General features: G+C 69.5%; 23 protein-coding genes and 1 pseudogene. 14 read left to right on the forward strand and 10 right to left on the reverse strand.

The features are described 5' to 3' along the window. From HKK72_RS18630 to HKK72_RS18640, 3 genes are all read left to right on the forward strand, one after another. Window positions 1–659 (forward strand): TetR/AcrR family transcriptional regulator (locus HKK72_RS18630; RefSeq protein ID WP_187235657.1); only part of this gene is annotated, 659 nt, incomplete at its 5' end. A 106-nt stretch (window positions 660–765) separates the two neighbouring features. Then, complete coding sequence (locus HKK72_RS18635; RefSeq protein WP_187235658.1) at window positions 766–2,052, forward strand: hydroxyacid-oxoacid transhydrogenase; 1,287 nt, start codon at window positions 766–768, stop codon at window positions 2,050–2,052. Between the two features lie 90 nt (window positions 2,053–2,142). Further along, window positions 2,143–2,496 (forward strand): MmcQ/YjbR family DNA-binding protein, encoded by a 354-nt coding sequence (locus HKK72_RS18640; protein WP_187235659.1) that lies wholly within the window; start codon window positions 2,143–2,145, stop codon window positions 2,494–2,496. A gap of 138 nt (window positions 2,497–2,634) precedes the next feature. Here HKK72_RS18640 and HKK72_RS18645 read toward each other — a convergent pair whose 3' ends face one another. Both HKK72_RS18645 and HKK72_RS18650 read right to left on the reverse strand, forming a co-directional pair. Further along, window positions 2,635–3,603 carry an NADP-dependent oxidoreductase gene (locus HKK72_RS18645; protein WP_261986956.1) on the reverse strand — a complete coding sequence of 323 codons (969 nt, stop codon included), beginning with the start codon at window positions 3,601–3,603 and terminating at the stop codon, window positions 2,635–2,637. Window positions 3,604–3,707: 104 nt separating this feature from the next. Beyond that, window positions 3,708–4,475 carry a group II truncated hemoglobin gene (locus HKK72_RS18650; protein WP_187235660.1) on the reverse strand — a complete coding sequence of 256 codons (768 nt, stop codon included), beginning with the start codon at window positions 4,473–4,475 and terminating at the stop codon, window positions 3,708–3,710. A gap of 172 nt (window positions 4,476–4,647) precedes the next feature. On the opposite strand from HKK72_RS18650, the gene HKK72_RS41085 reads away from it, so the two are divergent. The 5 genes from HKK72_RS41085 (at window position 4,648) to HKK72_RS18675 (ending at window position 9,417) form a co-directional block, all read left to right on the forward strand. Beyond that, entirely contained in the window at window positions 4,648–6,264 is a 1,617-nt protein-coding gene (locus tag HKK72_RS41085; RefSeq protein ID WP_187235661.1) for a hypothetical protein, read from the forward strand. A gap of 74 nt (window positions 6,265–6,338) precedes the next feature. Further along, the gene (locus HKK72_RS18660; protein ID WP_315987327.1) at window positions 6,339–6,827 is read left to right on the forward strand and encodes a MarR family winged helix-turn-helix transcriptional regulator; all 489 of its coding nucleotides are present in this window, start codon (window positions 6,339–6,341) and stop codon (window positions 6,825–6,827) included. Continuing rightward, window positions 6,824–7,282, forward strand: a complete 459-nt coding sequence (locus HKK72_RS18665) for a hypothetical protein (protein ID WP_187235662.1) — start codon at window positions 6,824–6,826, stop codon at window positions 7,280–7,282. The genes HKK72_RS18660 and HKK72_RS18665 overlap by 4 nt, the downstream gene beginning before the upstream one ends. 62 nt (window positions 7,283–7,344) lie before the next feature. Continuing rightward, window positions 7,345–7,710 (forward strand): ArsR/SmtB family transcription factor, encoded by a 366-nt coding sequence (locus HKK72_RS18670; RefSeq protein ID WP_187235663.1) that lies wholly within the window; start codon window positions 7,345–7,347, stop codon window positions 7,708–7,710. A gap of 123 nt (window positions 7,711–7,833) precedes the next feature. After that, window positions 7,834–9,417, forward strand: coding sequence for an MFS transporter (locus HKK72_RS18675; RefSeq protein WP_187235664.1), 1,584 nt, complete (start codon window positions 7,834–7,836; stop codon window positions 9,415–9,417). Window positions 9,418–9,460: 43 nt separating this feature from the next. Here the strand turns inward: HKK72_RS18675 and HKK72_RS39935 are convergent. Continuing rightward, window positions 9,461–9,835: pseudogene (locus HKK72_RS39935) on the reverse strand (hemerythrin domain-containing protein); the annotation flags it as partial. 354 nt (window positions 9,836–10,189) lie between these two features. Between HKK72_RS39935 and HKK72_RS18680 the strand changes: the two are divergent. Next, window positions 10,190–11,116, forward strand: a complete 927-nt coding sequence (locus HKK72_RS18680; protein WP_187235665.1) for an anti-sigma factor RsbA family regulatory protein — start codon at window positions 10,190–10,192, stop codon at window positions 11,114–11,116. Between the two features lie 89 nt (window positions 11,117–11,205). On the opposite strand, the gene HKK72_RS18685 is transcribed toward HKK72_RS18680, so the two are convergent. After that, on the reverse strand, window positions 11,206–11,505 hold the full coding sequence (locus HKK72_RS18685) for a hypothetical protein (RefSeq protein ID WP_187235666.1): 300 nt from the start codon (window positions 11,503–11,505) through the stop codon (window positions 11,206–11,208). A 228-nt stretch (window positions 11,506–11,733) separates the two neighbouring features. Between HKK72_RS18685 and HKK72_RS18690 the strand changes: the two genes are divergently transcribed. The 3 genes from HKK72_RS18690 to HKK72_RS18700 all read left to right on the forward strand — a co-directional run bounded on the left by HKK72_RS18690 (window position 11,734) and on the right by HKK72_RS18700 (window position 14,147). Further along, window positions 11,734–12,057, forward strand: a complete 324-nt coding sequence (locus HKK72_RS18690; RefSeq protein WP_222720871.1) for a helix-turn-helix transcriptional regulator — start codon at window positions 11,734–11,736, stop codon at window positions 12,055–12,057. Window positions 12,058–12,160: 103 nt separating this feature from the next. Continuing rightward, window positions 12,161–13,219: a DNA topoisomerase IB gene (locus HKK72_RS18695; protein WP_187235668.1), complete on the forward strand. Its 1,059-nt coding sequence runs from the start codon at window positions 12,161–12,163 to the stop codon at window positions 13,217–13,219. A gap of 472 nt (window positions 13,220–13,691) precedes the next feature. Beyond that, the gene (locus HKK72_RS18700; RefSeq protein WP_187235669.1) at window positions 13,692–14,147 is read left to right on the forward strand and encodes an STAS domain-containing protein; all 456 of its coding nucleotides are present in this window, start codon (window positions 13,692–13,694) and stop codon (window positions 14,145–14,147) included. 22 nt (window positions 14,148–14,169) lie between these two features. Here HKK72_RS18700 and HKK72_RS18705 read toward each other — a convergent pair whose 3' ends face one another. From HKK72_RS18705 to HKK72_RS42225, 4 genes are all read right to left on the reverse strand, one after another. Further along, complete coding sequence (locus HKK72_RS18705; RefSeq protein ID WP_187235670.1) at window positions 14,170–15,285, reverse strand: fatty acid desaturase family protein; 1,116 nt, start codon at window positions 15,283–15,285, stop codon at window positions 14,170–14,172. A gap of 12 nt (window positions 15,286–15,297) precedes the next feature. Then, window positions 15,298–16,398: a ferredoxin reductase gene (locus tag HKK72_RS18710; RefSeq protein ID WP_315987328.1), complete on the reverse strand. Its 1,101-nt coding sequence runs from the start codon at window positions 16,396–16,398 to the stop codon at window positions 15,298–15,300. A gap of 165 nt (window positions 16,399–16,563) precedes the next feature. Continuing rightward, window positions 16,564–16,959 carry a hypothetical protein gene (locus tag HKK72_RS18715; protein WP_187235672.1) on the reverse strand — a complete coding sequence of 132 codons (396 nt, stop codon included), beginning with the start codon at window positions 16,957–16,959 and terminating at the stop codon, window positions 16,564–16,566. 29 nt (window positions 16,960–16,988) lie between these two features. Beyond that, entirely contained in the window at window positions 16,989–19,397 is a 2,409-nt protein-coding gene (locus HKK72_RS42225; protein ID WP_187235673.1) for an ADP-ribosyltransferase, read from the reverse strand. Window positions 19,398–19,655: 258 nt separating this feature from the next. Here HKK72_RS42225 and HKK72_RS18725 point away from each other — a divergent pair, with 258 nt between their 5' ends. Further along, window positions 19,656–20,873 (forward strand): cytochrome P450, encoded by a 1,218-nt coding sequence (locus HKK72_RS18725; protein WP_187235674.1) that lies wholly within the window; start codon window positions 19,656–19,658, stop codon window positions 20,871–20,873. A gap of 226 nt (window positions 20,874–21,099) precedes the next feature. Here the strand turns inward: HKK72_RS18725 and HKK72_RS18730 are convergent, their stop codons facing one another. Beyond that, entirely contained in the window at window positions 21,100–21,405 is a 306-nt protein-coding gene (locus tag HKK72_RS18730; RefSeq protein WP_187235675.1) for a hypothetical protein, read from the reverse strand. A 107-nt stretch (window positions 21,406–21,512) separates the two neighbouring features. Between HKK72_RS18730 and HKK72_RS41095 the strand changes: the two genes are divergently transcribed. Beyond that, complete coding sequence (locus tag HKK72_RS41095; RefSeq protein ID WP_187235676.1) at window positions 21,513–21,821, forward strand: hypothetical protein; 309 nt, start codon at window positions 21,513–21,515, stop codon at window positions 21,819–21,821. Window positions 21,822–21,868: 47 nt separating this feature from the next. Here the strand turns inward: HKK72_RS41095 and HKK72_RS18740 are convergent, their stop codons facing one another. Next, window positions 21,869–23,788 (reverse strand): amino acid transporter, encoded by a 1,920-nt coding sequence (locus HKK72_RS18740; protein WP_187235677.1) that lies wholly within the window; start codon window positions 23,786–23,788, stop codon window positions 21,869–21,871. Window positions 23,789–23,921 lie beyond the last annotated feature (133 nt).

A 23,921-nucleotide genomic window follows, 5' to 3' on the forward strand; every position in this document is an offset into this window, starting at 1 on the left:
ACCCCGTCCTGCCGGCGGCGCTGGCCGAGTTCCTGGAGTTCGGGTACCACGGCGCGACGGTGCGCGGCATCGCCGGGCGCTGCTCGCTGTCGGTCTCGGGCATCTACCACTACTGCCCCAGCAACCAGCTCATGCTGCTGACGCTGCTCGACCTCACGATGACCGATCTCCTCGCCCGGGCGCGGGCGGCCCGCGACGAGGGCCGCGGCCCCGTCGAGCGGTTCGGCCTGCTCATCGAGCATCTCGCCCTGTTCCACACGCACCGCAGCGCGCTCGGCTTCGTCGGGTCCAGCGAGATGCGCAGCCTCGAACCGGGCAACCGCCGGCGGATCGCCGAGATGCGCACCGCCCAGCAGCGGATGGTCGACCACGAGGTCGAGTCGGCCGTGGCCGCGGGCCGGTTCCGCAACCGACACCCGCACGAGGCGGCGCGGGCGGTGGTCACCATGTGCACCGCGCTGCCCAACTGGTATCGCGCGGAGGGGCCGCTCACGCCCGAGCAGATCGCCGCCCAGTACGTCGAGTTCGCGCTGGAGCTCATGTCTCGCGAGACCGGCGACGTGGCCGGCGGCGGGGCCGGCGGCGGGGCCGGCGAAGGGACCGGCGGCGGGGTAGGACCGCCGTTGACATTTCGCGGCACCGGTGGTGAAGATCCCTGACATCGCCGAAAAGCCGAGTTCGTGGTCGTCCGCCGGACCTACGCCGAGCGGTCGTCATCCGGCCGAGCGCGCCCCGGAGGCCGTCCATGCGTGACGGGAGCACCTGATGGCAGCCCTTCCGAGCAACCCTGAATCGATCTTCACCTACGGCGCGCCGCTGCTGAAGTTCGGCCCCGGCGCGTCTGCGGAGATCGGCTTCGATCTCGCGCAGTACGGCGTCCACCGCGTGCTGGTGATCACCGACCCGGGTGTCGCCGCCACCGGCTGCCCACAGCGCATCGCCGGCCAGATGAAGGCGTACGGCATCGAGGCGACGGTCTTCGACGGCGCAGGTGTCGAACCGACCGACGCGAGCCTGCGGCACGCCGTCGACCACGCTCGGGCGACCGGCCCCTGGGACGCCTATGTCGCAGTCGGCGGCGGATCGAGCATCGACACCGCCAAAGCGGTCAACCTGCTCACCACCAACGACGGCGACCTGGCCGACTACCTCAACCCTCCGATCGGCGAAGGACGCGCACCGGCCCGTCCGCTGCACCCGCTGGTGGCCGTGCCGACCACGACCGGCACCGGCGCGGAGAGCACGACCGTCTGCGTGCTCGACGTCCTCGACCTGAGGGTCAAGACCGGGATCAGTCACCCTCGGCTGCGGCCCACGCTCGCGGTGGTCGATCCCGACCTCACCCGCACCCAGCCCGCCGGGGTGACCGCGTCGGCCGGGATGGACATCGTGTGCCACGCGCTCGAGAGCTACACGGCCAAGCCGTACACCTCCTATGAGCACAAGACGCCCGATCAGCGGGTGCCCTACTGCGGTTCCAATCCGGTCGCCGACATGTGGTCCGAGCGCGCCCTGACGCTCATCGCACGCTCCTTCCGCACCGCCGTACGCGATGGGGAAGACGCCGGTGCCCGCGCCGACATGGCCCTGGCCGCCACCTTCGCCGGGCTGGGCTTCGGCAACGCCGGCGTGCACATCCCGCACGCCAACGCCTATCCGATCGCAGGACAGGTCAAGGCCTTCCACCCCGTCGGCTACCCGGAGGGCGAGCCGATGGTGCCGCACGGCATGTCGGTCGCGCTCACCGCGCCCGAGGCGTTCCGGTTCACCTTCGACGCCCAGCCCGAACGCCACACGCGCGCCGCCGAACTGCTCGACCCGGCGCTCGACCGGCCGGGCGATCCGGCCGAGTACCTGCCTGCGGCGCTGCTCAGCCTGATGCGCGACATCGGGCTCCCGAACGGGACGGGCGGCGTCGGCTACACCAGCGCCGACGTGCCCGACCTGGTGGTGGGCACGATGCAACAGCAGCGACTGCTCGCGACCTGCCCGAAACCGGTGACCGAGGACGACGCCGCGGGCATCCTCACCCGTTCGCTGGAGCTGTGGTGACCGGCCCGAGACCCGGCGGGCGGCGCTGGGCGTGATGCCCGGCCGGTTCGCGCTCTGGAGAGTGTCAGAGCGCTCTGGTACATCTGGGCCATGGGTGTGAGCGTCGAAGAGTTCCTGGAGATGCTGCGTCAACTCCCCGAGGTCGAGCAGAACGACGGCGGAAGCTGGGTCTCGCTGAAGGTCCGCGGTAAAGGCTTCGGTTATGTGTGGGACCAGACCGAGACCGTAGGCCTCAAGTCGACGATCGAGGAGCAGATCGCGCTGGTGGCCGAGCGTCCGGATGTCTTCGAGCCGCAGTTCACCGCGGGCCGGTTCGGCTGGGTCGTGGTGTCTCTGGCGAAGATCGACGCGGACGAACTGTTCGAGCTGGTCACCGAGGCCTGGTGCCTGACGGCGCCCAAGCACCTGGTCGACGCGTACGAAGCCGGGGCCCGGCCGAACTGATCAAGAGCGGCCGGCACCCATGACATCGCTGTACGGGTCAGGCCGTCACCCTCAGGACGAGCCTGCCGCAGGACAGCGTCGCGCTCAGCACGAGCCTGCCGCAGGACAGCGTCGCGCTCAGCACGAGCCCGCTGTGCATCAGGCCGTCACCCTCAGCACGAGCTTGCCGCGCGTACGGCCCCGTTCGCCGCGCTCGTGCGCCTCGGCGGCCCGCTCGAGCGGCAGCACGTCCTCGACCTCGACGGCGACCTCGCCCCGGTCGATGAGGTCGGCGATTCCCCGCAGCGCGGGACCGTCGGGCTCGACGAGGAACGAGGTGGCTCGTACGCCGGCCGTCTCGGCCCGCTGGAACAGCTCCGGCGAGGCGCCGGAGGGCACGGCGACGACGAGCCCACCGGGGCTCAGGACGGTCAGCGACCGGGTGCTCGTGGCGTCGTGGACATCGCCGACCAGGTCGATGACGACATCGACGTCCCCGGTCGCCTCCTCGAAGCGGGTGGTCGTGTAGTCGATCAACTCGTCGGCGCCGAGACCCCGCAGCCACTCGTGCTTGGCGGCGCTCGCGGTGCCGATCACGTATGCGCCGAGGTGCTTGGCGAACTGCACGGCCAGATGGCCGACGCCGCCCGCGGCCGCGTGGATCAGCACGCGCTGACCGGGCTGGAGGTGGGCGGTGTCGACCAGGGCCTGCCATGCGGTGAGCGCGGCGAGCGGCAGTGCGGCGGCCTGGTCATGTCCGGCGGTGGCGGGCTTGGCGGCGAACTGCCGGGCCGGTGCGGTGACGTACTCGGCGTACGCACCGGCGGCGCGGGGGAACCACGGCATCCCGTACACCTCGTCCCCGGGCTCGTGGACCGTCACGCCGAAGCCGACCTCTTCCACGACGCCCGACACGTCCCAGCCGAGGACGAACGGAGGTTCGCCCAGCACGCCGGCCATGCCGCGGCCGGCCCGCGTCTTCCAGTCGACCGGGTTCACTCCGGCCGAGTGGACCCGCACCAGCACCTCGGTGGGCAGCGGCTCGGGTCGCGGGAGCTCGACCGGATGGAGCACCTCCGGACCGCCGAAGGCGTCCTGACTGATCGCTCGCATGGTGGGCGTAGGCATGATCTTCTCTCATTCCGGCCGGTCACGAGCCGGGACGCCCGTGGAGGTCCATACCCGCACGCTACCCGGAGGGCCGGTGGTGACCGTCCGCAGGGCGCGAGGCGTCACGCGCCTGCGACGTAGGGCGGAGCGACACCCCAGCCCCAGCGCGGCACCGGCGCCTGCTGCACCGGGCGGGCGTCCGGCTGGGAGTTGGCGAGGGCCAGGCGGGTGCCCCACTCGATGTAGCCGACGAACGCCGCCCGGAACTCCGGATCGTCCGGGAGGCCGGTCTCGTCGGCCGCGTCGAGCAGCAGGTTCATCCATCGGCGGCGCTGCGGCTCGCTGATGGCCTTGCCGAGATGCTGTCCCAGCATGTGGTGGTAGCCGCCGCGCTGCTCGGTGTACCGGCCCGGGCCGCCGAAGACCTCGCCCAGCCACATCGCCACGTACTTCGGGTGGTCGTGGTCCATGCCCGCGAACAACGGCCCGACCACGTCGTCCTCGAGAACCCTGCGGTAGAACGCCTCGGTGAGCCGCTCGAACGTCTCTGCGCCGCCCGCCCACTCGAACAGGGTGGGCACCGAGCCTCCGAGGCCGGCGACCGCCGTGCGTTCGTAGTGCCGCATCTCCTCGATCTGCTCGACGTACGGCTTGATCTCGGCGAAGAACGCGCGGAAGTTCTCGCTGCCGCGGAAACCCGCGAGGTGGTCCTGTGCGGATGTCCAGGCGATGCGCAGGACGTACCATTCCGGATCCTCCACGCAGCGGGACAGCTCGTACTCCACGCACTGGGGCGCTCGGGCCAGCGGCACGGCGGCACGGGCGTACGCCGCCTCGAACTCCTCGCCTCGCTCGGCGGGGACGCGGTACCGGATGTATTCCACGATCATGATGCCCACCTGTTCATAGCCCACGCCTCAGAGGCCCATCTTGTAATGATGTAATCCCAATTCACCATCATTTCACGCGAGGCGTAGAGGCACCCGGCCGCATCGGCCCGCGGAGTGGCGGAGTGGTGGACCCGGCTGGCAGACGGCGGTCCCATGGCGCACGATGACCTTCGTGACTCCCGAAGATCTCACCGAGCCCGAACAGGCGCTGTGGAAGGCGTTCCCGCGCGGCGAGGACGTCGACCTGCGCGTGGGCGACCCCGAATCCGGCGATCCCTCACGTGACGCTCAGTGGGGTCCCGACCGCGAAGTGCGCGCCGAGGTGATCACCGCGCTGCTCACCGGCGCCGTGCCGCCGGAGCCGGGTCACGTTCCGGCGTTGCGCCTGAGCGGTGCGCGCGTGACCGGCCGGCTGCGGCTGGCCCACGCTGAGATCGTCTGGCCGGTACGACTGCGTTCGTGCGTGTTCTCCACGCCGATCGACCTGGACGGCGCGCGTACCCGGCAGTTCGACCTGACGGGGTCTCGGCTCGCCGGGCTCGAGGCGGCCCTCGCCTCGATCGACGGCGATCTCGAACTGGCCGAATGCCACTGCACGGGGCGCATCCGGCTCACCGGCGCGCACATAGCCGGAGCGCTGCGGATACAGCGGGCCCGGCTGCACGAACCGGGCCGTACGGCGGTGCTGGCCAACCGGCTCACCGTCGATGACGACCTGCTGTGCCAGGAGATCGTCGTGTCCGGAGAGTTCCAGCTCGCGGGCGCTCAGATCGGGGGCATGGTCGGCTTGGACGGCGCCCGGCTCGACAATCCCGGCGGCCGGGCGCTCAACGCCTTCAGCCTCAGCGTGGGCGCCCACCTGTGGGCACGGCGCGGCTTCACCGCCACGGGAGAGATGAGTCTCGGCGATGCCAGCGTGGGCCGGGAACTGGACCTGTCCGGCGCCCACCTGCGCAATCCGGGCGCGAACGCGCTGCTCGGCAACGGGCTCTCCGTGGGCACGGTCCTCTTCCTCGGCCAGGGTTTTCAGGCAGAGGGGGCCGTACGGCTGAGGCGCGCGCAGATCGGCGGGCCGCTGCATCTGCGGCACGGCCGGCTGAGCAACCCCGGCGGCGACGCCCTCGACTGCCGTCAGGTGCAGGCCCGGGAGCTGGTCATGCAGACCGCCGCGCCGATCGACGGGATGGTCGACCTGCGTCACGCCCGGTTCGAGGTGGTCCGCGACGACCCCGCGACCTGGCCGGCACAACTCCGGCTGGACGGGCTGGGCTACGACGCGCTCGATCCGCGACTCACCGCCGATCAGCGGCTCGCATGGCTGCGCCGCAGTCCCGAGGCGTACCTGCCGCAGGTGTACGAACAGCTCGCCGGCACCTACCGGCGGCTCGGCGACGAGACCGACGCCCGCACCGTCCTGCTGGCCAAGCAGCGGCGACGGTGGCAGTCGCTGACCTGGTACGCCCGGATCTGGGGACGGCTCCAGGACCTCACCGTCGGGTACGGGTACCGTCCGCTGCGTGCCGGCGGATGGCTCGTCGCCCTGACGATCCTGGGCACGGTCACGTTCGGCGTCGACCATCCCCCGGCGGTGCGGGGCGGTGACCCGCCCGCGTTCAACCCGCTGGTCTACACCCTCGACCTCCTGCTGCCGATCATCGACTTCGGCCAGGAGCGCTCCTACCAGCCACAGCACAGACAGCGCTGGCTCGCGTACGCCTTGATCGCCGTGGGCTGGCTGCTCGCCACCACCATCGCCGCGGGCGTCACCCGAGCGCTCCGGCGCGAGTGACCGCACGCTCTGGACATTTATATGGTTTGCCATGTATTTTCTATGGCAAGCCATATAAATGTGAGGTGGTCACAGTGGAACGTCGGGAATCGGTGGGCTACCAGGTCAATCACCTGGGCCGCCTGCTCGCACAGGCCCTGCGGATCCGGATCGCCCCCTATGGGGTCGTACCCGGCCAGTTCGCCCAGCTGCTTGCGCTGTTCGAGCAAGAGGGAGTGACCCAGAACCAGCTCTGCGACCAGGTCCGGATCGACCAGTCGACCATGGCCCACACGCTGCAGCGCATGGAGCGGGACGGGCTGGTCGAGCGCACCCCGGACCCCGCGGACCGTCGGCGGGCCCTGATCATGCTGACCGAACGAACGCGCGCCCTGGAGAGCAGCCTCGTGCAGGCCGCCGAAGAGGTGAACGCGGTGGCGACCCGCGGGTTCACCGAAGACGAGGCGGCCCGCTGCCTCGAGCTGGTCACCCGCATGATCGACAACCTCGAAGCCGATTCCGCGACCGGCGCGAGCGATACGACCGGCGCGACCAGGAGCGATTCGCCTCGGGGGCGGTCGTGACGCTCAAGCGCGTTCACCTGATCGCGGCGACGGCCGGCCTGCTGACCATTCTGACGTTCTGGATCTCGACCGTCACGGTCGAACTATTCGGTTCGGAAAGCCTGATCATCACGGTGAAACAGACCATTCCCTGGGGACTCCTCGTTCTCGTACCGGCGCTGGCGATCACAGGGGCGACCGGCTTCTCGATGTCCGGCGCCTCTTCCGAACCCAGGATCCGGGCCAAGCGGCGCCGGATGCCGTTCATCTCCGCGAACGGGTTGCTGATCCTGATCCCGACCGCGCTCTACCTCGACAGGCTGGCCTCGCGCGGGGAGCTCGGCGGCGCCTTCTACGCCGTCCAAGCACTCGAACTGATCACGGGTGCGGTCAATCTCACGTTGATGTCGCTCAACGCGCGCGACGGCCTACGGCTGACCGGACGGCTGACCAACGCCAGAGCCGACGCACCCTGACATAGACATTGACCGATATAGGCATTGGCTTATATAAGCATGTTATTGCTAGGTTCGACGACGTGCACGCATTCGATGTCCTCGGAGAACCGGTGCGTCGCAGGATCCTCGAGCTGCTGGCAGACGGCGAGATGACCTCCGGTGCGGTATGCGCGGTCATCCAGGAGGAGTTCAGGATCTCGCAGCCGGCGGTGTCACAGCACCTCAAGGTGCTGCGCGACAACGGCTTCGCGACGGTACGGCCGGAGGGCGCCCGGCGCCTCTACGCGGTGAACGCCGAGCCGCTGCACGACATCGACGTGTGGCTCGATCGGTTCCGGCGCTTCTGGACTCCGCACCTGGACGCGCTGGCGACCGAACTGGCCCGGGGCAGGCGAGAGCGCCGCCTCCGTGCCACCGACGACAAGTCGGATCCGGCGAAATCCTGAGCCTCCCCCCGATTAGCGGGCACGACATCCGGTAGAGACCGCCGACCGCCCGGAAGATCATGTGACCGGACCGGTTTCCGGCGGCACGGATCACCCGACGACGTCTGAGGTGATGAGCCGTACATGACGCCCGGACATTCGGCGGCTCGTTCGGTCGCCGCCGATGGCTCCCTGCGCTTCGGATCAGGGGCGGGGCGATGGGTGCTTCTCGCGTCGGTCCTCGGATCGGGACTGGCCGGGATCGATGCCACCGTGGTGAACGTCGCGTTGCCGTCGATCGGCGCCGGCCTGCACGTCGACTTCGCGGCGCTGCAGTGGACGATCACTGCCTACACACTGACGCTGGCGTCGCTGATCCTGCTCGGCGGCGCGCTCGGCGACCGGTACGGCCGGCGGCGGGTGTTCGTGGTGGGCGTCGCCTGGTTCGCGGTGGCGTCCGTGCTCTGCGGCCTGGCTCCGACGGCCGGCTGGCTGATCGCGGCCAGAGCCGTGCAGGGCATGGGCGGCGCCCTGCTCCTGCCCGGCAGCCTGGCGATGATCCAGGCCACGTTCGCCGCCGAGCACCGCGCCCGTGCGATCGGCGCCTGGTCAGGGTTCGGAGCGATCGCCGCGGCGATCGGACCCTTCACCGGCGGGTGGCTCATCGAGGTTGCGTCGTGGCGTTGGGTCTTCCTCATCAATGCGCCACTGGCGCTCGTCGTCGTGCTGGTCGCCCAGAGGCACGTTCCCGAGACCCGAGGCACGACCTCCGCCGGCCGGATCGACATCGTGGGCGCGACGCTCGGTGTGCTGGGCCTGGCCGGCATCACGTACACGATCATCGCCGCCCCGGTGCACGGTCTCGCCGCCACGGCGCCCGTCGGCATCGCGGGAGCCGTCTGCCTGGCCGGCTTCCTGCTGGTCGAGGCGCGGAGCAGACATCCGATGCTTCCGCTGTCGATCTTCCGCTCGGCCCGGTTCCGCTCCGCCAACGCCGTCACCTTCGCGGTGTACGTCGCGTTCGGCGGCGTCTTCTTCCTGCTCGTCGTGCACCTGCAGATCGTGGCCGGGTTCTCGCCGCCGGCAGCGGGCGCCGCGCTTCTGCCGGTCACCGTCGTGGTGCTGCTGCTGTCAGCTCGGGGCGGGCGGCTCGCCGAGCGCACCGGGCCACGCCTGCCCATGACCGCCGGGCCGCTGGTCTGCGCGGCCGGGCTGCTGCTGATGCTCCGCATCGGGGAACACGCCGCCTACGTCGGCGACGTCGCCCCCGCAGTGATCGTCCTGGGCCTGGGGCTGGCGCTGCTGGTCGCTCCGCTCACCGCCACCGTGCTCGCGGCGGTCGACGCTCGGCACGCGGGTCTGGCATCCGGAGTCAACAATGCCGTGGCCGGGGTGGCCGGGTTGCTCGGCGTCGCCGCCCTTCCCGCGCTCACCGGACTCTCCGGTGCCGGCCACCCAGACCCGACGACCTTCGACAGTGGTTTCCGTATCTCCATGCTCATCGCCAGCGGGCTCCTCCTGATCGGGAGCGTCCTCGCCGCGGTCACCATCCCCACCCGGGCGCCGAACCGGGTCAGTGCCGCTTCACGGCCCTGCGCATCACGTCCCGCGTACGGTCCATCACCGCCAGGAACGGCCCCGCCAGCAGATTCGCGCCGGTCGACTCGACCCCGGGGTGCGGATGGGTCGGCGCGAGCGCCTCCGCCACGCGCACGGCCGTCGCCATGACCCGCAACCGCTCCGGGCTGCTGTGCTTGCGCAGTTCCGGGAACTCCTCGCGCTCCTCGCGCTCGGCGTGGTGCTCCACGGCCTGGCGCAGTTCCTCCAGCCGCCTGGGGAACTCCGGCGAGTCCGTGCCGAGACGCTCGAGTTCGCTCAGCATCCGCTTGGACAGGTTCTCCTCGGCCAGCCGTTCGTTCACCATCCGGTCGCCGTCCTTGATGATCCGGCGCGCGTTGGGATGGACGATCTCCTCCTCGGCCGTTTCGTGCACGGCCAGCAGCCGCCGGAGCCGGAAGAAGGTCTCCCTGCGCTCCTCCCCCTTGCAGACCATCACCTCGGCGAACAGACGACGGATCTCCTCATGCTGCCGGATCAGCAGATCGACCACGTCGTGCTCGTCCGTCGAGTCCTCATGCCTCGCCATGCCGCCCTCCCGCGGTTGTCACGATCACTTACCCCTCGTCATGCCCTCCGCATGGCACCCGAACACGGAATGCAGTCGACTCGTGCCAGACCGTCACCAAAGGTCGACCTCGGGCGAGCGGGCCGCCGGTTCAAGCGCGATGAGCGGGGTAGAGCGGCTGAGTGCCGGGTCGGTACGGCGAGACCCCGGTGTCCTGGAGGCGGGTTCGGACAGGTCGATGATCATTCAGGGTGCGGCACGAAGGGGACGGCCGTTCCGTTCACACGAAACATCCTGCGCAATCCTCGTAGACGTCGTGTCGTATCCTGAAGGTGCTTTTTCTGCGCAGGAATGGATGGATAAGGTGCGAAAACGATGAACGGGTCGGGGGTTTTTCATCACCCGGCGTTGTTCTATCGCGGCGACGACGCTTACCTGGCCGGAACATCACCATTCGTACGTGAGGGCCTGGCCGCCGGAGACCCGGTCGCGGTGGCGGCGCCGGAGTCCCGGCTGAGCCTTCTGCGCGACCACCTGGGCGCCGCGGCGCACCATGTGAAGTTCGTCGACATGACCGTCGTCGGCCGTAACCCCGGCTGGATCATCCCGGGTATCCTGCGCTCCTTCGCCGACGCCCACCCCGGACGCCGCGTGCGGATCATCGGCGAGCCCATCTGGGCGGGCCGGTCGGAGACCGAATACCCGGCCTGCGTACAGCACGAGGCGCTCATCAACCTGGCCTTCGCCGGCCACTCGGCGAGCATTCTGTGCCCCTACGATGCCGAGCACCTCTCCAGCGACGTGCTCGAAGACGCGGCGGCCACCCATCCGGTCCTCATCGACCACAAGGGCGAGCGGGCCAGCGCCGCGTTCGCCCCCGAGAGCATCCTCCAGACCTGGAACCGGCCGCATCCCGAACCGGCGTCCGCGGCCGTGCTGACCTTCGACGACGGCGGCCTGGCCCAGGCGCGCTGCTTCGCGCTGCACCACGGCGCCCGGCTGGGCCTGGCCGGTGACCGGCTCGCCGACCTCGAACTCGCCGTCAACGAACTCGCCGCCAACTCGATCGTGCACGGTGGCGACAGCGGAACCCTGCGCATTTGGGCGGATGACGAGCACCTGGTGTGCGAGGTCAGCGACGCGGGCCATCTCGCCGATCCGCTGGCCGGTCGCAGGCCGGCCGGTCTCGGCATCGACGGCGGACGCGGTCTGCTGCTGGTCAACCACATCGCCGATCTGATCCGCACCCACACCACGCCGCGGGGCACCAGCATCCGGCTGTACCTGGCGCTCAATCCCTGAGCAGGCCGTCGCGCCCGCCGTACGCGGCACGCGCCCCCAGGCCGACCACCGGTGCCGGTCAGTCCGGTGCCAGGTCAGTCCGGTGCCGGTCAGTAAGGCCCGAGGTCGTCCATCAGCCGGGTCATGCGCTGCAGGCAGGGCGCGATGGTGGTCAGCTGCGGCCTTCGGTCCGGCGGCTCGATGTGCGGCGCGGTCAGCACCCGCCAGCCGGACACGTCGACGAACCTCAGTTCGCTGGTGTCGACGAGCACCCGGCCGAATCGGCCCTGGACGTCGGCGAGCACTTGCGCCACGGCGGCGCTGTTGGTGACGTCGATCTCCCCACGCACCAGCAACAGCTCAGGCCGGGGAGCCTGCGTGATGCGCAGATTCCCGTCCTCGTACAACATGCCCGTCCGCCCCCGCCTCCGCCTGAGCCGTACGCGCCGAGCGCGGCCACCGCGAGCCCCGTCACTGTCATCGCGAGCCGTGCCGGCGCGGTGCTTCCGCCGCATCCTCCGATCATGCGCGCGGCGCCATCACCCGTCAAGAAATACCGGAATTCGATTTCGTCATAAGGTGATCCTAGGACCCGGCCGGCACCCGCCCGGGGGTATCGAGATCGGACGAGCATGACGATGAGCAGTCTCGATCAGGACCATGCGGTTCGACGCTGGACCTTTTTGACCAACCACGCCCGTGTACTCCTGGAGATCGCGCGCGACCCGCGGATACGGCTGCGCGACATGGCGGCCCGCGCCGGGATCACCGAGCGGGCGGCCCAGGCCATCGTCACCGATCTCGAACAGGCCGGTTACCTGACCCGCGTCCGTGTCGGCCGCCGCAACCACTACACCATCGACTCCACGCGGCGTTTCCGGCACCCGGCCGAGGCCGACCACCGCATCGAAGGCCTGCTCAACCTGTTCACCTACCACGAAGACGCACACGAGACGCGCTGACCGGGCCCCGTCCCGAGGTTCGCACCGGCCTTCCCGGGGCGTTATGCCCTGCGAGCCGCCGTTCCCGGGAATCTTCCCAGCACCGCTGGGCAGGAACGTGACCATGCCGGCCACCGACGCGACTGAGTTCCCGGACGTTCCGGGTCTGCGGCGCAGCGATCCCGAAGAGCCCGGTTTCCGGAGACGCCGGCGCGGCCGCGGCTTCCAGTACCTCAAGTCGGACGGCAGCCCGCTTCGGGACGCGACCGAGCTCGCTCGCATCAAGGCTCTGGTGATCCCGCCGGCCTGGACCGAGGTGTGGATCTGCGCTTCCGAGGACGGCCATCTCCAGGCGGTCGGCACCGATGACGCCGGCCGCCGGCAGTACCGGTACCACGACATGTGGCGCGAGTGGCGTGACCGGGAGAAACACGACCGGATGCTGGACTTCGCGGCGGCCCTGCCCCGGGTCAGGGAACGGGTGACGGAGAACCTGGCCGGACGGGGCTTCAGGCGCGAGAGAGTGCTGGCCGCCGCCGTCCGACTGCTGGACCTGGGCCTGTTCAGAGCGGGCGGTGAGGAGTACGCCGCGCAGAACGGAACCTACGGTCTGGCCACCGTGCTTCGTGAGCACGTGCACTGCTCGGGCGCGGAGATCCGGTTCGACTACCTCGCCAAGGGCGCCAAGCAGCGCGTCCAGGCGGTGGCCGAGGAGTCGGTCTGCAAGGTCGTCGCCGGGCTCAAGCGGCGTCGCCACGTCGGTCAGGAGCTTCTCGCCTACCGGGACGGGCCGGACTGGCACAGTGTCCGCAGCGGGGACATCAACGACTACATACGCGAGCTGGCGGATGGCGACTTCACCGCCAAGGACTTCCGGACCTGGCATGCCACGGTGCTCGCGGCCGTCGGGCTCGCCGTCTCGGCCAAGACCCTCAACGGCTCGGACAACGCCCGCCGCCGCGCGGTGGCCCGGGTGGTCTCCGAGGTCGCCGATTACCTGGGGAACACCCCCTCGGTGGCGCGGGCATCCTATATCGGCCCGAAGATCATCAGACTGTTCGAACGCGGGATCACCATCGATCGGGTGCTCGGCGAACTCGGCGCCGAGACCCAGATGGGCGAACTCGCCACCCAGGGCCGAGCCGAACAGGCGGTCCGCCGCCTCCTGCTCCGCTATCAATGAACCCGCCATCAATGAACCCGCCATCAGAGAACCCGGCCATCGATGAACCCAGCCATCGGTGCCCCCGCGCGGGCAGGGTCTGAGGTCCACGCCCGCGATCACGGGCACCGATCCGGCCGGGCGGGGTAGGGTGGTCTTACCGCGGAGTTCTCGTACGCTGACAATCGAGTCGGCGTCGCCCCCGGAGCTTCACCACCACGGCCCTGTGCCCAGGGGCCGAGACAGGCCCGGCGAACATGACGCCGTACCAGTCCGCCGCCGCCCCAGCGGTTCCGACCGCTACCCGGCCCGATGATCCGCAGGCCGAATCCATGCCACGAGTCCGCCTCGATCACCCGCTCGGCCGCTCAAGCGCCGGCCGGGCCGCGCATCGCGAAAGGCCATGCCACGAGCGGCCGGTACGCCGCCGTCAGGCCTCGCCACGTCCGCGCGACGGCATGTCCGGCCGCGCGCTCGACTCTGGAGATTCACGATGAACCCCATCCCAGCTCGCGACACCCGTACCGGCCCGTCCGGATCGAAGTTCGCCGGTCGCATGGACCACAAGGTCGTCGCACTTCGCGGAGAGATCGACATCGCGACGACGCCGGCTCTGCGCGAACGGCTCAACGACGCGCTCGGATCACGCGCCCGTTCCCCCCGGCGGCTCATCATCGACCTCTCGGGCGTGACCTTCTGCGACGCCTCCGGCCTGGCCCTGCTGATCGGCACGCAACGCCGCGCGCGGCTCCTCGGAACCCGGGTCAGCCTGGTGGCACCGCGTTCCCAGGTGGTGAAGCTCCTGCAGATCACAGGCCTGCGCAGAAGCCTGACCGTCCACGCCACCCTGACCACGGCGATCAACGAGCAGCCGTCCACGACGACGAAGTCGGCGCAAGGCGTACGCCGGGTGCCGAGCGCGAGGGCGCAACCGCCCTCGGCCGGGTGACACGGCCGGCCGCTCCGGGGCCTCAGCCGACCGCCTTGAGCCGTCCCTGCCCTTGCGCGGCCTCCTGCGGCCCGGGTCGCCCCGGGCCGGGGAAGGCCAGTCGCAGAACCCGCTTCCACGCCGAGCCGGCCTGCCGGGCGAGCGGTCCGGAGTTGTAGGGGAGCCCGAAGCGCTCGCACAGGGCTCGTACCCGGGGCGCGATCTCGCCGTAGCGGTTGCTCGGCAGATCGGGGAACAGGTGATGCTCGATCTGGTGGCTGAGGTTTCCGCTCATGAGGTGGAGGAACCGGCCGCCGTCGATGTTGCACGAGCCCAGCAGCTGGCGGACGTACCATTCCCCCCTGGTCTCGCCGTCGAGCTCGTCCTCGGTGAAGACCTCGGCGTCCTCGGGGAAGTGCCCGCAGATGATGATGGTGTGCGCCCACACGTTGCGGGCCAGGTTCGCGGTGAGGTTTCCGAGCAGGGCGGGCAGGAAGCCGGGACCGGCGAGCAGCGGGAAGGCGACGTAGTCCTTGACGACCTGCCGCCGTACCTTGCCCGCGATGGCGCGTAGCTGGGCCAAGGCCTCCTTCAGGTCCTTGTCGCCGGTCGGTACGCGCTCGAGTTCCGCGTCGTAGACCGCGATGCCGTACTCGAAGAAGAGCGCGAGCAGCGTGTTGTAGAACGGCTGCAGGAGGTAGATCGGATACCAGCGCTGCTCCGGACTGATCCGCATCGCGGAGTAGCCGATGTCGCGATCCTTGCCCAGCACGTTCGTCCAGGTGTGGTGCACGACGTTGTGCGAGTGCTTCCACTGCGCCGCCGGGGAGGCGTGGTCCCATTCCCACGTCGTCGAATGGATCTTCGGGTCGCGCATCCAGTCCCACTGTCCGTGCAGGACATTGTGGCCGATCTCCATGTTCTCGAGGATCTTCGCGACGGCGAGCGAGGTGGTGCCGGCGACCCAGGCCGGCGGCAGCCATGACGCGAAGAGCAGCGCCCGGCCCGCAAGCTCCAGCCTGCGCTGCGTCGCGATGACGCCGCGGATGTAGTTCGCGTCCTTCTCACCGAGGCTCGCGATCACCTCGTCCCGCATCTCGTCCAGCTCCCGGCCGAACCGCTCTGCCTCGGCCTCGCTGAGGCGTGCACTCCCCGACATGGTCATGCTCCCTCACAGCTCGATTTCGACGGGGCCGGCGGCCGCCGACACGCAGGTCTGCACGAGATCGCCCGGCTCACCGTGGACCTGACCGGTGCGAAGGTCCCGTACCCGGCCCGAGGAGAGCCGCCCCACGCAGCTGAAGCAGATGCCCATGCGACACCCGCTAGGCATGAGCACGCCGGCTTCCTCGCCCACGACCAGCAACGGTGTGGCGCCGTCGGCCTCGGCCTCCCGATCGCTCGTCGTGAACCGGATCCGTCCGCCCTCGCCCCCGTTCGCCGGCGCCTCCGGGCGGAAGTGCTCGACGTGCAGGCGACCGGCCGACCCCGCCCAATGCGCCATGATCTCGTCGAGCATCCCGGCCGGCCCGCAGGCCCAGACGGAACGCTCCGACCAGTCCGGGCACAGACCGGGCAGGTCCGCCGGACTGAAGCGTCCTTCGAGCCGCGTGTACCGTTCGACCAGCCGCAGGTTCGGGTTCGCGGCCGCCATGCCCCGCAGCTCCTCGCCGAAGATGACGTCGCCGGGGGTGGGCGCCGAGTGCACAAGGAGCAGGTCGGGCACGGTGCGACGCTCGGCGGTCAGGCTGCGCAGCATCGCCATCACCGGCGTGATGCCGCTGCCGGCCGTCAGGAACAGCAGCTTCGACGGCGTCGGCTCGGGAAGCACGAACGCCCCGTCCGGCCGGGCCAGCCCGACGATGGTGCCCGGTGCGGTGTGCCGCAGGAGGTGGCGGGAGACCAGCCCGCCGGCGACGGCCTTGACGGTGATCGTGATGCGGCCGTCGGGCCGCTCCGGCTCCGACGACAGTGAGTACGTGCGCCAGTGGCGTCGTCCCTCGATGTCCACACCGATCCGGACCCATTGCCCCGGTTTGTGGCGAACCCAGTTGAGCCCGGGGCGGATCATGATCGTCGCCGCGTCCGCGGTCTCCGGGCGTACGGCCTCGACCCGGCCACGCAGCTCGCTCGCCGACCAGAGCGGGTTGCACAGCCCGAGATAGTCATCGGGCAGCAGCGGCGTGGTCAGGCATCGCGCGGCGCCCGCGAGCCGCCGCAGGTAGACCGACCTGCGTGCCGTGCGGGACGTGGTCGCCTGGGGAATGGTCACAGGCTCCTCCCGGAAGCGATAGCGGCCATTACTAACAGTAATCATATGGATACTTAGTATGACCGTGGTCCAACCCACCCCATATCGCGGCCAACTCTGTCGACTCCTCCGGAACACGGCGGCCTGGTAAATCGGATCAGCAGGCCTCGAGCGTGTGGCGGATCGCTATAGGTTCGCCGCAAGCTCTGTCAGGTCGGCGAGGTTGCCCGCAGTGAGCTCGATGCCCTCGGGCACGAACCCGGATTCAGCATCTTCGTCGCGGCCGGCCCACTCACGTAGCGCTCCGAGAGGGCTGAGACCTCGCGCCTTCGCCTCGCGCAGTCGGGCGACCCAGCGAACGGTGGCGTTCTTTCCGAGGGCACCGGACGAGCCGCCCGGGATGAAGCCTGCCGCGTCGTCGGCGCATGCGGCCCAGGGCTGGCCGAGCGGTGCGCCCGACAGCGTGACGGTGACGTAACGCACAGGACCGTCCGTCGTCCATGCCCATCCGGGCGGCGCCCAGACCGTCTCGAACACCGGATCATGCCGCATCGAGGCCGATCCCTCGTCCGCAGGTTCCACGTTCACCTCCCGAGGCGCACAGGAGCCCGTCACGGGATGATCGTACCGAAGAGCTTCCACTGACCATCTTCGTTTATGACCTTATCGATACGGTACTTCTGCCCCCGATCGAGCACGAGCTCGATATCCGTACCGTGCTCGACCGCTCCCTCACGGTTCGGTATTCCGCTCAAGTGCACCCCATGTGTGCCCGAAGGAGCCCGGAGATAAAGCTGGGCCTTGTCAACCGGGTTCCTCATCATGTGCAGATAGAGCGCCGGGTTCTTCAGCGTGGTGACCGAAATGAAACCGTTCTCCTGCTGAACGGTGTTCTCCAACTGGCTCACCGGGCGGTCGAAAGCGTCAACCCCTACCTGCCGGGTGACGATGATGTCACTGGGGATCGTGGACCTCTTCATCGCCGCATCTATGTTCGCGATGTCGTTCTCCCGTGCGCGGGTTATACCTCCCATCCCGCGCAGGTGATCATTGATCGGCTTGTACTCGGAATCGTAGCGGTAGTTGTCCAGCGCCTGCTTCTGCCTTGTACTGAGCCTATCGGCCTGTGGGGTCAGGTGCTCGTTGACCCACTTCTGGTAGTCCTGATCGGAAGAAAACTTCACTGCACCGTCCTGCCATGCTCGAAGCCCATCCCAGTCAGTGACCGTCTGCCTGAGAAGTGCCCGTTTCTTAACGAGCTCAGGCAGTTCTTGCTTGACGAAGCTGCGAAAGTCCTCGCTCTCGGACCGCCAGCCATATTCCTGTCTGACCACGAGCGTATTACGATCGGCGTCATACTGGGTGTGCGGAATTGAGTCCCATTTAGGGTCGCCAGGCTTGAGAATTTCCAGGTTGACGCCGTACCGCCGAAGGAGCTCGGTCTGGGAAGGTTTCAGTGCGCCGATGGAGTCGAGCTCGACCGCGAGCCTGGCAATGCGATCCGCCTGCGTGGCGTCGTTCTCTATCTGGCGAAGCTCAGGGCTCCCTGCCGGATAACCCTCTTTCGCCTTGGCCAGCAGATCGGCCGCCCTGCGTGCGGCCTGCTCCGACGCGCCGGGAATGCCGTTGAGCAACCAGTGCCGCGCCTGCGCCAGAGCGTCCGCGGCCGCCGTCGGCGGAAGCACCGGTACGACCGGAACGGAGCGCCTTCCGGGCAGATTCTTGAGCCGGTTGAGGCCCTTACCGCCGAAGATGGTGCTGAGAACGGCCGGGGCGGTGCGGCCTACCGACCGCCACGGCTGGTCCCGCGTCCAGTCGTTCACGATGTCCTTGGTGGCGTCATCCCAGGCGGACTTGACGGTGTCGATCGGATTGCTGGTGACGAGTCGCCGCCACCCGTCCCACGTCTCGCCGAATCGTGCGGCCCCACAGCCGATGTAGGCCGAGCAGGTCAGCATGTTCGCGGCGTCGCGGGCACCGTACAGAGCGTCGACCCCGCCTATCCAGATGCCCTGACCCAGATCACAGGTGCCCTGCAACCAGTCCCAGCAGGACAACGGCGCGTCATAGTCCTCCGAGGGAATGAACTTCTGATCGTCCCGCGGCGCGGAGATTGAGAACTGTTCCTTCTGCGTCCACTGGGGAACCGGGGTGTTCGCGACGCCCGAAGGCGGTGGCTCCAGAACCTGCTCGGGCTGCCGGACCACCGCGCTCGGCGCCGGTCCTTCGGGCGCCGGTCCTTCGGGCACCGATCCCTCAGGCACCGATCCCTCAGGCACCGATCCCTCAGGCACCGATCCCGTGGTCGGCCCCGACGGCCGGCCCGCCGCGCTCGGAACGGGTCGCGCTGCGGGCCCGGCCGAGGGCGGCGGGTCACAGGAGGCCCCGCCCACCCTGCACAACGCGGACTCGATGCCCCCGGCCACACTGACCGGTACGGACGAGGTCGCCAGTACGCCCACGACGGTGGCGATCGCCAGCACTATCGCCAGATAGCTGACGGTTCCCTCGCCCCGGTCACGACGCATCCGGCCACGCAGAGCGATCGCGCCCGCCCGCAACTCGCCGGGCAGCTCCCGCCAGCCCACCGGCGCGAGCCACTCGCGAGTACGGGGGCGAACGATCAGAACCAGGATCGCGACCGGAAAGGCCAGCCCCAGCAGCGCGAACGGATCGCCGCCGGGCAGCCGTCCCAGCTGCCACAGCAGGTAGAACAGCTCGAGCGCCAGTACCGCCCACCACAGCCACTGACCCGGCCGTGACATCCGCCGCGCCGCCACCGCACAGGCGACGGCGGGTGCCGCGAACACCATCGCCACGCCGAAGCCGTACACACCGCCCACGATGATCCACGCCTGCAGCGCCACCATCGCCGTCAGACCCGCGGCGGCGTACAGCAGAACCCGGATGGCACGCGCCGACGAAGGCATCTCCGAGGCCGAGCCACTGACGAACAAAGCCGCTCCTGTCACGCTAGTGCGGCGGTGACCCACCCCGTACGTATGGGCGAAGTTGATCACACAGCACACCAAACCTAGTACCCTTCGGGCAATTCGGGCAGGGCCTAAAGACCCAGTGCACCGCCGGCGAACGCGGTCACCCGCCGCCGCGTCATTGACGACCGGAAAGTACGTCGAGCACTCCGCGCCGGCATCGCGGCCTACCGGCCGGTATGCAGGGTGGATCTGCGCCGGTACGGTGCGAAGTGACGGTCTCAGATCGATGGGGTCATCGCCGGGGTGGTCTCTCGCGCTGAGGCGTTGCGCCTTGGAGGTCCCGTGCCGATCGTGACAGACCTGGAACTCCCGGGCTTCGACTACTCCGCGGCCGACCTCACCGCCGAGATCTATCACCGCAGGCTCGCCGAGGTGGCCGAGCACGGCTGGCTCGCGCAGAGCCCGCTGTCGTACGTCGTGCTGGACCGCGAGGCGGGCGAGTTCTTCCTACGGTCCCGGGCGACGGCGTTCCCCGGCCGCGAACTCGCCGAGCTCTTCGGCATCACCTCCGGACCGCTGTGGGACCAGATCGACGCCAACATCCTCAACCAGAGCGGCGATCGTCATCGCCGGTTGCGCGCGCTGGTCGGCCCCGCCTTCACACCCCGCGCGGCCGACCCGTGGCGGCCGTTGATGCGCGAGTTCCTCCACGGCCTCTGGAACGAGACCGCGAACTCGTGCGAGTTCGTCACGGCGGTGGCCAAGCCGTACTCCTCGCTCACCATCGCGGCGGTCCTCGGCGCTCCGCTCGAGGACGCGCCCAAGCTGCACGAGTGGTCGAACTGGGTGCAGAGGCAGTTCGACATCCGGTCGCTGTCGACCGACCGCGCGCGAATCGAGCGCGCCGTCACAGAGGTGTACGACTACGTCGAGGCACTGCTCGGCAAGCGGAAGGCCGATCCATCGGACGATCTGCTGAGCACGCTGCTCGCCGCCGAGGACGACGGTGACCGGCTGTCGCACGCCGAGTGCGTCGACCTCGTACTGAACGTGCTCACCGGCGGGGTGGAGACGACCCAGGCCCAGCTCTCGCACGCCCTGCGGCTCTTCGCCGAGCATCCCGCGCAGTGGGCGCTGCTGGCCGATGATCCCGGGCTGGTCGGACGGGCCGTCGACGAGGTGCTGCGGTATGAGCCGATCACCCCGTTCACGGCCCGGATCTGCGTCGAGCAGGTCGAACTCCGCGGCGTGGTGTTCCCGGCCGGCTCGATCGTCGCCATCTGTGCCGAACGGGCCAATCGCGGGTCCGGCACCGGTGCCGGCGACCGCTTCGACATCTCCGCCGAGCGCGACGGCCGCCTGCTGACGTTCGGCGCCGGCGCCCACTACTGCCTCGGCGCCAATCTGGCCCGCGCCGAGTTGGAGGAGGCGCTGACGTTCCTGGCTCCGAGGATGCCCGATCTGACTCTCGACGGCTCCCCCGTGCTCGCCGGCGTCGAGGGCATCTACGGCGTAGAGTCGCTCCCCCTGACCTGGACGAGCCGGCCCCCTTCTCGTTGACTTGCGGCGTGTCGTTGGTGCCGCGAGCCGCGTACCAACGACACACCGCAACTCAACGTAGGGGGATGCGGTGCCTCAGACGGGAATCGAACCCGTTACCGGCCGCTTTAGAGGCGGCTGCCCTGCCATCGGGCCCCTGAGGCGCGGGGGGTGACCGGCGGCGCCTGCCGCTCACCCCATGGTGCCGGTGACGCCTGGCTGGTCGCCACCCTCTCAGCGCACATCGTCAGGCGGCGTCCGGATCGTCGATCCGATCCCGCAACCGCGGGTCGGCGATCGCGGCCCTGGCGGTCCGGTACTCCGTCAGGGTCAGGGATCGGCCGAACCGGTCGAGCGTTCGCAGGACGAACCGCTGACTGACGACACGGCGGTTCAGCCGGTCGAGTGCGGCGGCCTGCCGCCAGACCTTGCTCTGCAGCCACCGGGTGGCCGCCGGCAGGTCCCCTTCGAGCTGGGCCCGCAGGGCGTCCCGTTCGGCCATGAGCTCGACGATCTGCGAGCGCAGGGTGGTCGCGTCGGCGTGACTGGTCATTTTCTCACCTCCTCCCCGCGTGCGAAGGCGAGTGGGAGACGAGAGACCAGCCGGTGGGCGGCCGGTTCGAACGCGGCGGCCGTCAGCGCGCCGCAGAGGTCCGGTTCATGGAAGCGCACGACGTGGAGTCTGCGGTCGGCGGCGTCGTCGCACAGCCGGCCCAGCGAGAGTTCATCCCGTGCCGTGAGGACGACCAGGGTGTTGGAGGCCAGATGCCAGTCGCCGACGAGACCGGGATGGGCGACCGCGAAGTCGAGCGCCGCGTGCGCGACCTGGCAGACGCGCGTGGCCGGTGGAAGATCGGCCCGGGTGACCAGGTAGAGGCGAGGGATCGAGCCCTAGCGGTGTGGCATGGCGCCACTGTACCCATGCCCGCCCACCGCCACCAGTGGTATTCCGGGCACCCTGCCCCCTGAGGCCCCCTGACGAGCCCCCGACGAGCCCCTGACGAGCCCCTGACGAGTCAGCCGACGTGGACGAGCGGACGGCGTTCGACGTCCGGCTCGGCCTGCCGCAGGATCTCGCGGGTCAGCGGCGGGATGTCGCCGCCGCCGAAGACCAGGTAGCGGAGCAGCGCGCCGACGGGATTGCCCTCGGCCCAGTGGAAGTAGACGTGGGGCAGCTTGCCGGTCTCATCGCGCACGTGCAGCAGGATGGCGGCGATGGCGTTCGGGATGCTCGGGCTCTCGACCCGCAGGATCCGGAACCCGTGCGCCTCCTCGCCGACGACCTTGAGCTCAGCCTCGAACTCCGAGGCGTCGGGCACCGTCACCTCGAGGAACAGCACCTGCTCGTCCTTGCGGATCCGGTGCAGCTCCCATGCCTCGCGCGCCTTGTCGACGTACTCCCCGCGGTCACGTTCGTCCGGCTCATTGGAGATGAACCGGATCTCGCCCGGATCGTCGAGATAGCCGGCGGCGTTGTCGTCCATCGTGATGTGCGTGATGCGCAGCTCGGTCGAGCGGGTGGCACGGGAGAGCAGCGAGGTCAAGACGATCCCGATGACGAAGATGAACGCGATGACCAGGCCGTCGGGGCGCTCGATGACGTTCGCGACCATCGCGTAGCCCAGGATGAACGCGACGACGCCGAACGGGATCGCCCCCCTGTGCCGCCCGCTCTTCCAGGCCGACAGCGTCACGGCGACGGCGGCCGACAGGATCAGCGCCAGCACGCCCGTGGCGTAGGCGCCGCCCTGCGCCTCGACCTGCGCCCCGAAGAACAGGGTGATCGCGAACGAGACGCCGATGAAGACCAGCGTCATGGGCCGCGTCGCACGCGACCAGTCGGGCGCCATGCCGTACCGCGGGAGGTAGCGCGGCACGATGTTGAGCAGGCCCGCCATCGCCGACGCCCCGGCGAACCACAGGATCGCGATCGTGCTCACGTCGTACGCGGTGCCGAACCAGTCACCGAGGTACTCATGGGCGATGTAGGCGAGGGCACGCCCGTTGGCCTTTCCGCCCTCTTCGAACTCCTTCTCCGGGATCAGGATCGTGGTGGCGAAGCTGGAGGTGATGAGAAAGACGCTCATGATCAGCGCCGCCGTCGTCAGGAGCTTCTTCGCTCCCCTGATGCGCGCCGCCAGATCGCCCTTGACCAGGGGCATCACCGCGACGCCCGTCTCGAATCCGGACAGGCCGAGCGCGAGCTTCGGCATGACGAAGAGCGACACCGCGATCATCGCGATCGGGCTGGAGTAGTCGACCGTGAGCGCGTTCTGCCAGTTGGCCACCAGGCCCGGCTCGGTGAGCGCGTGCTCGAGTGCGGTCGCCACCACGACGACGTTGAGCACCAGGTAGACCCCCACCAGAACGACCGCGATCGAGATCGCCTCGCTGAACCCGACCAGGAACACCGCGCCCAGCGCGGCGATGAGGATCAGCGTGATCGGAACCTGCCAGCCGCCCAGGAACTCGGGGAAGAACGGGTTGTGCAGTAGGTGGGCGGTGGCGTCGGCGGCCGAGAGCGTGATGGTCACGATGAAGGCGGTGGCGACGAAGCCGAGCAGGAACAGGACCAGCAGCTTCCCGCGCCATCCGGGCAGCAGTCCCTCCAGCATCGACAGCGACCCGAGGCCGTGCGGGCTCTGCTGGGCGACCGCGCGGTAGACCGGGAGGGCGCCGAAGAGGGTCAGGGCCACGAGCAGCAGCGTCGCGATCGGGCTGAGCGCCCCGGCGGCGAGCGCGGCGATGCCGGGCTGGTAACCGAGCGTGGAGAAATAGTCGACGCCGGTGAGGCACATCACCTGCCACCACGAGTGCTGCTTGTGGGGGGCGTCCTCGTGCGCCGGACCGGTGGTCTTGCGATCTGGACGGTGCAGCCCGTCCAGCAGCCACCGCCGTATCGCGGATCTGTCGTCCGACGCGGTTGACGTGGTCAAACCCGGTCACCCCTTGCAGCGGATCCGAAATGCCTCAGGCACCTTACTGAATCGTGGCGGTGCCGTACCCGGGAGTTCATCCCCGTCACGCCGGTGCGGGCGCCGGAGCGCGGCGAAGGGCGACCGCAGTTGG

The sequence above is a fragment of the Actinomadura sp. HBU206391 genome (assembly GCF_014323665.1).
Classification (GTDB): domain Bacteria; phylum Actinomycetota; class Actinomycetes; order Streptosporangiales; family Streptosporangiaceae; genus Actinomadura_C.